The organism is Vibrio sp. V43_P6S15P86, assembly GCF_009904725.1.
Lineage (GTDB): Bacteria > Pseudomonadota > Gammaproteobacteria > Enterobacterales > Vibrionaceae > Vibrio > Vibrio diabolicus.
Map to the genome: position 1 here is coordinate 1 of NZ_WXWT01000477.1, position 7523 is coordinate 7523.

Below are 7523 nucleotides of genomic sequence, written 5' to 3' on the forward strand. Positions count from 1 at the left end.
GCTTTAAAAACAATGTCTTATATTTTAATTATCTAAATTAGCCGTTACACCATGAAGATGGTTTTAAAAAGTTAATAACAACTAAAAACGCTTAATATTTTTATATTTTCTTATTAAGCAATTTATAAAGGAAACTAACCCTTTTTAAATTTTATTAAAAGATTAAGACTATATGCTCAAGGCAACATGTGAACTAAAGTCACAATCTTAGAGTTTGAAACTAAAAGATCATTAAAATTTCTGTGTAGACTACACGCCATTAAGTTAAAACAGTTTCGATTGTTAACGCACGGTAAAATATAAATGGAAAATAGAGTTAGCGAGCCTATTTCTGATATTCAACTACTTGATGTAGAATTATTAGGCAAACCTATTCATATCATTCGTGAAAAGCTTGAAGGCTTGATTTCAGAGTCTTGTTCCAGCCTTACGATTGAATTACAAAATTGGCTCAGTACGAGTAAAGTGGAAGCTAGCTTAACCTCTGTAGACTTGCATCGCTTTACACCGATAAAAATGGATAAAGACCAAACGTCAACCTATCAACACCAAGAAGGCGGCATGGTATTTGTTCATGGAGATTCTCACACGTTAATAAAACTGGCAGATCGGTTCTATGGCGCCAGCACTGAGCGTTCAGCAACAACACTGACAGCAAGTGACCTCCGCTTACAAGAGCGAATCAGTCGTATCATTATTGGTTGGCTTGCACCTGGTGAGATGTGGGAAATGGGTGAGTACGAAGCGCCCCGAGGGATTGGAATTAACGTGCAATTAAACATCGCGTTTGACGATCACCAAGGCTCAATTCATCTCAAACTAGATAGCCACCTTATTCAAACGCTGATCGAGCAGCTTGAACTGCAGCCCGATACGGATTTGTACCAACCATTCTGTCGCTCTTTAGAGGCAACGCCTGTTCGACTGAATGTTGTTTTAAGTAAAAAGAAGATGCCGTTGAGCGACGTTGTTGGCTTACAACCTAACGATATTTTACCAATTGAGCTTCTTAATACGGTTCCAGTCAGCATTGGTAACCAATCTTTATTTACAGGTCGTATTGCTGAGCAAGACGGCCAACTTGTTTTGATCTTTAACCCTGATAAGGAACCGCAGCGATGAGCGAAGCGCCAGAAACGAATGCATTCGACGCAGAAGAATTGAACTTTGACGATTTTCAATTAGAAGACTTTGAAGCTGAAAGTACGCTCCAACAAGAACCAGCAACTGCGGAACGTGATCTTAGCTTTTTCAAAAGTATTCCCGTCACTGTCACGCTGGAAGTTGCAAGCAAAGAAATCCCACTTGGGGACTTAATGAAAGCCGGAGAAGGCACGGTTATCGAACTTGAAAAGCTCAATGGTGAGCCTTTAGACGTAAAGGTAAACGGCTCTCTAATGGGTCACGCTGAAGTCGTCGTCGTTAATGATAAGTACGGACTTCGTCTGATCGATGTACATGACTCTGCATTGAGTGGCGTTGGTCAATAACCTTAGGTAGGCATCACAATGAAAAATCTGAGCGCTTGGCACCGTTGGTTACCTCTTTTGGTACTGGTGTCACTTTTGTTTGCTTTCCCAACCATGGCGGCAGACAACGGCTTAACTATCTTGTCCGTTTCTGATGGCGACACACAGCAAGAATACAGCGTTAAATTGCAAATTCTGTTGTTGATGACGGCGCTCAGTTTTCTTCCAGCATTCATTCTGATGGCAACGAGCTTTACTCGGATTATCGTCGTCCTCGCGATTTTGCGCCAAGCCCTTGGTCTTCAACAAAGCCCTCCTAACCGCGTATTGGTTGGGATTGCTTTGGCATTGACCTTGCTGATCATGCGACCTGTTTGGAGCGATATTCATGAAAATGCATTTCAACCGTATGACAATGGTGAAATCACGCTAATACAAGCATTCTCTGTAGCAGAGAAACCCGTGAGAGAGTTCATGCTGGCACAAACTCATCAAAGCTCTCTTGAGCAAATGCTGCGTATTGCCAATGAACCGCTCGACCAAAAGGTTGAAGATATTTCGTTTGCGGTTGTCTTGCCTGCGTTTGTCATCAGTGAACTAAAAACCGCCTTTCAAATTGGCTTTATGCTCTTCATCCCCTTCTTGGTTATCGACTTGGTTGTCGCCAGTGTGCTCATGGCAATGGGTATGATGATGCTATCACCTTTGATTGTTTCACTCCCTTTTAAACTGGTGGTGTTTGTACTCGTGGATGGCTGGGCAATGACGGTTGGCACGTTATCTGCCAGTTTCGGTTAAATAGGAGCATGCTATGACCCCTGAACTAACCGTAACGTTATTTTCCGATGCAGTATGGCTGATCATTCTGATGGTTGCGGTACTGGTTGTTCCTGGCCTAATTGTCGGTTTGTGTATCGCCGTTTTCCAGGCCGCCACACAAATCAACGAGCAAACACTCAGCTTTTTACCACGTTTGCTCGTTACGCTATTGATGGTGATTTTTGCGGGTCATTGGATGCTCCGAAAAATCATGGAACTGTTTGATTTCTTATTCCACAACATACCGGGGATGATTGGCTAATGGCCATCACATTTGCAGAGCTCTCAGCGATACTCGGTCAACTCTGGTGGCCGTTTTTTCGTGTGGGAGCTGTATTTATTTCGATGCCCTTCTTTGGTGATGCAATCATTCCCGTTTGGATCCGTACCTTACTGGCACTCTCGATCGTCGTGATTACCGCACCATTGATGCCACCCATGCCACAAGTCGAATTGTTCTCCATGACGTCTCTATTCCTTGCTTTTGAGCAAGCGATTTGGGGCGTGATGTTTGGGCTAATTTTGCACATGCTCTTTAACGTTTTCACCATGCTTGGTCAGGTCGTTTCTCTGCAAATGGGGTTGGGTATGGCAATGATGAATGATCCTATCAACGGACTTTCTGTCGCCATTTTGGGCCGCATATTTCTTATATTTTCAACCTTGTTATTTCTCGCGCTAGAAGGACACTTGCTCGTCATTGATATCGTGATTCAAAGTTTTGTCGTGTGGCCGGTCGGTTCAGGAATCACATCGCTTTCTCTGCAAGGCGTTGTAAATATTTTCGGTTGGATGTTTGCCTCTGCTTTAGCACTAGCGTTGCCTGCTATTGTTTCAATGCTCCTAGCCAACATCAGTTTTGGTGTGATGAATCGCGCCGCCCCCTCACTCAACGTGTATGCGTTAGGTTTTCCAATGACGATGCTTCTTGGCCTGTTCAGCGTATTAATTTCAGTATCTGGTGTGCCGGGTCGCTACACCGCGCTTGTGCACGACACCATCAGACACTTGAGTAACTTTATGTTGGGGGGCGCATGAGCGATCAATCGTCTCAGGACAAAACTGAAAAAGCCTCACCGCAGAAAGTAAAAAAAGCACGTCAGGAAGGACAAATTCCTCGTGCTAAAGAGTTTACTACTGCGGTGATATTTCTAGCGGTAGCGCTCTACTTTTACTCTCAGCTCAATAGCATTTGGGAAAGTATGTCAGGTATTTTTCGCTACAACATGATGCTGACGCGAGCCGACTTAGAAAACCCGAAACAGCTTGTCGAGCAATTGGGACAAAGTTTAGCGGTAATCATCGACATGTTATTACCGTTGTTTACCGTCATTATTATCGTGACCTGTGGTAGCAGCCTTGTACTAGGCGGTTGGATGTTCCGTCCGGCGAACGTTATGCCAAAGCTGAGCAAAATTAATCCTTTAAGTGGGATAAAGCGCATTTTTTCGACACGCTCAGTGGTTGAGCTCTTAAAGTCCACGTTCAAAGTAGCCGTTATCTTCGGCATCTTATATGGCTATTTAGACAACCACTTACAGCCTCTGCTAGGCATGCAAAACTTACCTTTAAGCCAAGGCTTTTCCCTCGTGATGTCTATTCTCTTTGAAGGGTTACTGTTGATGGGGTTTGCGTTGTTGTTATTTGGTGTTGTAGACATTCCCTACCAACGTTGGGAGCACCTAAAAGAGCTGCGTATGACCAAACAAGAGCTGAAGGAGGAATTCAAGAACAACGAGGGCCGCCCAGAAGTAAAGCAGCGAATCCGTCAAATTCAACAGCAGTTTGCACGCCGTAAAATCGATAAGATGGTACCAACGGCTGACGTGATCATCACTAACCCAACTCACTACGCTGTCGCTCTGAAGTACGAACCTTCACTTTCTGATGCTCCATTTGTGGTTGCAAAAGGCGTAGACGAAACAGCCATGCACATTCAACGAATCGCCCGAGAAAACAAGGTGGAGATCATCAACTCACCACCGTTGACTCGTTCGATCTATCACACCACGGCGATTGAACAAGCAATCCCAAGCCAACTGTACATTGCCGTGGCACATATTCTTACTTACGTTTTGCAATTGAAAGCCTTCCGTAAAGGTGAAGGAAAAGAGCCAACTCCTTTGCCTCATTTTTCGATTCCAAAGCATTTGCAGCACTGATTAACCCGCGTTTATCCAAGGACACGAAAGTATGCTTAACCGGTTAAAACAACTTCAAACATCAACCAAAGGCTACATTGGCATTCCAATTGTCTTGCTAATGATTTTGGCAATGGTGATTTTACCTTTGCCTCCCCTGCTATTGGATGCGTTGTTTACCTTCAATATCGTCTTGGCAATCCTAGTATTGCTGGTCAGCACTACCGCAAAGCGACCATTAGACTTCTCAGTTTTTCCAACGATTTTGTTAGTCGCGACATTATTGCGTCTTACACTAAACGTCGCTTCCACACGAATCGTACTCCTAGAAGGACATAATGGGGGGGATGCGGCAGGTAAAGTCATCCAAGCATTCGGTGAAGTCGTTATTGGCGGTAACTACGTCGTTGGTATGGTGGTGTTTGTTATCTTGATGATCATCAACTTCGTCGTAATTACCAAAGGTGGCGAACGTATCTCTGAGGTGTCAGCGCGCTTTACTTTGGATGCCTTACCGGGCAAACAGATGGCGATTGATGCCGACTTAAATGCCGGTCTTATCGATCAGGAAACCGCTCGATTGCGTCGTAAAGAAGTCGCTAACGAAGCCGATTTCCATGGTTCGATGGACGGTGCCTCAAAGTTTGTGCGAGGCGATGCTATCGCTGGTTTGCTAATTCTGTTTATCAACATCATTGGTGGTATCAGCATCGGCGTCTTTGAGCATGGACTCGCAGCATCTGACGCCTTTAAAACCTACGCACTACTTACAATCGGTGATGGCTTAGTAGCTCAAATTCCGTCACTTCTATTGGCAACGGCTGCAGCGATTATCGTTACGCGAATTAATGATAGCGATAATGGCATGTCGGAAACCATGCAAAAACAATTGCTGGCAACCCCGGCGACACTGTTTACCGTCGCAGGCATCATGGCTGTGATAGGCATGGTACCAGGCATGCCACATTTGGCCTTTTTTGCTTTCGCGGGTGCTTTAGCTTTCGCGGGTTGGCGTCAAACGAAAAAGCCCGTGCAAGACTCCCAAATCGAGGAGGTCGAAGCACTTTCACAAGCCATGCAAGAGGACGATACACCACTTACGTGGGAAGATATTCCTCATGTTCAAACGTTGTCACTTTCCCTGGGTTACCGTCTCGTTCACCTAGTCAACAAAGAACAAGGTGCACCTTTATCACAGCGTATTCGCGGTGTGCGCCGTAACCTATCTGAACAAGTCGGCTTTTTATTACCAGAGGTGCGTATTCGAGACAACCTAAGCCTTAAGCCGAATCAGTATACAATTTCTCTCAATGGCGAAGTGATTGAACAAGGCTTTATCGAGCCAGAACGTTTGATGGCGATTGCAGTCGGAGAAACGTACGGTGAGGTAGATGGTATTTTGGGCAGTGATCCTGCCTACCAATTACCAGCAGTATGGATTGAACATCAAGACAAAGCGAAAGCGCTGAACATGGGTTATCAAGTGGTCGATGATGGCACGGTCATCGCGACTCATATTAGCAAGATAATGAAAACAAACCTTGCTGAGTTGTTCACGCACGACGATGTTGAAGCCATGACGCAACGTTTGACACAGCAAGCACCGAAGTTAGCCGAAGCCCTAGCCGCGGCACTTAACCCTGCGCAGCAACTCAAAGTATATCGCCAGTTGTTACTAGACCAAGTGCCACTAAAAGATATTCGTACGATTGCTAACACAATGTTGGAATCCGCGGAAAACACTAAAGACCCGATTTTACTGGCATCTGATGTGCGTTGCGCACTAAAACGCACGCTCGTAAACCTGATCGCGGGACAGAAAAACGAATTAAATGTCTATGCTCTCTCTGATGAACTAGAACAAATGCTACTGACTTCGCTACAACAAGCACAATCTTCTGGTACAGTAATGTTAGACAGCTTCCCAATTGAGCCGAATATTCTTGGTCAGTTCCAACAAAACTTGCCACTGATAAGACAACAGCTCAAACAACAGGGATTACCTCCGATTCTTCTCGTTATGCCTCAGTTACGTCCACTTCTGGCTCGTTACGCACGCACATTTACGCAAGGACTGGCAGTATTGTCTTACAACGAAATTCCAGAAAACAAACAAATCAATGTGGTAGGAAACCTTGGTTAATCTTATTTCAACACATGCGATGTACGAACATTTGGTTGGTCTCGCAGTACAACATATCGTCACGGATGACGATCAATTAGTATTTGATGCTTTAAAGCACAATGACATTCAACACGCGTGCCAAGCCATTCGCGAGACTCAATCAGGAGAGGTAGAATTCCAACACCTAACGTTGAGATTTGGCACGCGTGGCGAACAAAGCGTCTATCAATTCGAACTCTCTGAACAAATGCAGTACTGCCTAGATTTGTTCAGCCTTTATCTCGCATTGCGACAAACACAGTTTCAGCTAGAAGCCTTTCACCCCGACTTAATCAGTAACGTCGTCGTGCCGATAAGAATTGACGCATTACTCTGGGAACCAGGCATATACTTTCTCGAACAGATGATTCAGTTTCACTCTTGCGCTTTTCAACATGTAATTCCTTCTCTTCAAGCAGACAAAACACTATGCGCCTATGATAAAGTCTCAGCGCTGATAGAGAAGTTAAGAGAAAACGCCTACTCACTTTGGTTTGAAGTCGCGACATCACAAGTGAACTTCGAGCGAGTCGCTGACTTTAGTCCCGATATGATCAAACTATCAGTCACGTTAGAGGATAAAGAAGAAAGACATGCTTTCCTACCGATTGCTAAGTTCTTAAGAAAGCACAAATACCCTTGGGTAGCCGGGCGAGTAGCGAGCCAAACAGAGCTAAACCGCTATCGCTTGTTAGGGGCCAATTATTACTTTGGTTATTTCAGTGACATCCCGACCTCCCTCTCTTTTCAATCTTTTGGTGAGGAATGACAGAATTTTAACTATTAATCTTTATAAAACAGCACGAATTATTCGCGCTGTTTTTTTATTTATAACGAAGAACGACAATATTGATAGATGACTGCTTCCCTGATTAAGTCAGGCTTATTCAGGTTATTTGATGTTATATCTGTATTTTCATGGAATACAAG

The 7523-nt window shown here is 44.3% G+C and carries 8 protein-coding genes; all 8 read left to right on the top strand.

Annotated features, from left to right (window positions below; translation table 11 throughout):
• Positions 1-303: 303 nt before the first annotated feature.
• Genes CAG69_RS21360 through CAG69_RS21395 form a run of 8 tightly spaced genes read left to right on the top strand, consistent with a single transcriptional unit; the run spans position 304 to position 7362 of the window.
• Positions 304-1122, top strand: a complete 819-nt coding sequence (locus CAG69_RS21360; RefSeq protein ID WP_074190374.1) for a FliM/FliN family flagellar motor switch protein — start codon at positions 304-306, stop codon at positions 1120-1122.
• Positions 1119-1490, top strand: a complete 372-nt coding sequence (gene fliN, locus CAG69_RS21365; protein ID WP_005398044.1) for a flagellar motor switch protein FliN — start codon at positions 1119-1121, stop codon at positions 1488-1490. Before CAG69_RS21360 ends, fliN begins: the two co-directional genes overlap by 4 nt.
• Positions 1491-1508: 18 nt before the next feature.
• Entirely contained in the window at positions 1509-2267 is a 759-nt protein-coding gene (fliP, locus tag CAG69_RS21370; protein ID WP_114322775.1) for a flagellar type III secretion system pore protein FliP, read from the top strand.
• Between the two features lie 13 nt (positions 2268-2280).
• Entirely contained in the window at positions 2281-2550 is a 270-nt protein-coding gene (gene fliQ / locus CAG69_RS21375) for a flagellar biosynthesis protein FliQ (RefSeq protein ID WP_005375036.1), read from the top strand.
• Positions 2550-3326 (top strand): flagellar biosynthetic protein FliR, encoded by a 777-nt coding sequence (gene fliR, locus CAG69_RS21380; protein ID WP_006741982.1) that lies wholly within the window; start codon positions 2550-2552, stop codon positions 3324-3326. Before fliQ ends, fliR begins: the two co-directional genes overlap by 1 nt.
• Positions 3323-4450 (top strand): flagellar biosynthesis protein FlhB, encoded by a 1128-nt coding sequence (flhB, locus tag CAG69_RS21385; protein WP_006741983.1) that lies wholly within the window; start codon positions 3323-3325, stop codon positions 4448-4450. The genes fliR and flhB overlap by 4 nt, the downstream gene beginning before the upstream one ends.
• Positions 4451-4481: 31 nt before the next feature.
• Complete coding sequence (gene flhA, locus CAG69_RS21390; protein ID WP_006741984.1) at positions 4482-6572, top strand: flagellar biosynthesis protein FlhA; 2091 nt, start codon at positions 4482-4484, stop codon at positions 6570-6572.
• 19 nt (positions 6573-6591) lie between these two features.
• Positions 6592-7362, top strand: coding sequence for an EAL domain-containing protein (locus tag CAG69_RS21395; protein WP_047009608.1), 771 nt, complete (start codon positions 6592-6594; stop codon positions 7360-7362).
• The last annotated feature ends 161 nt before the right edge of the window (positions 7363-7523 follow it).

Bases quoted from the DNA above. Each gene is read 5' to 3' on its own strand.
- CAG69_RS21360 (WP_074190374.1), top strand. From the start codon at position 304: ATGGAAAATAGAGTTAGCGAGCCTATTTCTGATATTCAACTACTTGAT.
- fliP (WP_114322775.1), top strand. From the start codon at position 1,509: ATGAAAAATCTGAGCGCTTGGCACCGTTGGTTACCTCTTTTGGTACTG.
- flhB (WP_006741983.1), top strand. From the start codon at position 3,323: ATGAGCGATCAATCGTCTCAGGACAAAACTGAAAAAGCCTCACCGCAG.
- fliR (WP_006741982.1), top strand. From the start codon at position 2,550: ATGGCCATCACATTTGCAGAGCTCTCAGCGATACTCGGTCAACTCTGG.
- CAG69_RS21395 (WP_047009608.1), top strand. From the start codon at position 6,592: ATGTACGAACATTTGGTTGGTCTCGCAGTACAACATATCGTCACGGAT.
- fliQ (WP_005375036.1), top strand. From the start codon at position 2,281: ATGACCCCTGAACTAACCGTAACGTTATTTTCCGATGCAGTATGGCTG.
- flhA (WP_006741984.1), top strand. From the start codon at position 4,482: ATGCTTAACCGGTTAAAACAACTTCAAACATCAACCAAAGGCTACATT.
- fliN (WP_005398044.1), top strand. From the start codon at position 1,119: ATGAGCGAAGCGCCAGAAACGAATGCATTCGACGCAGAAGAATTGAAC.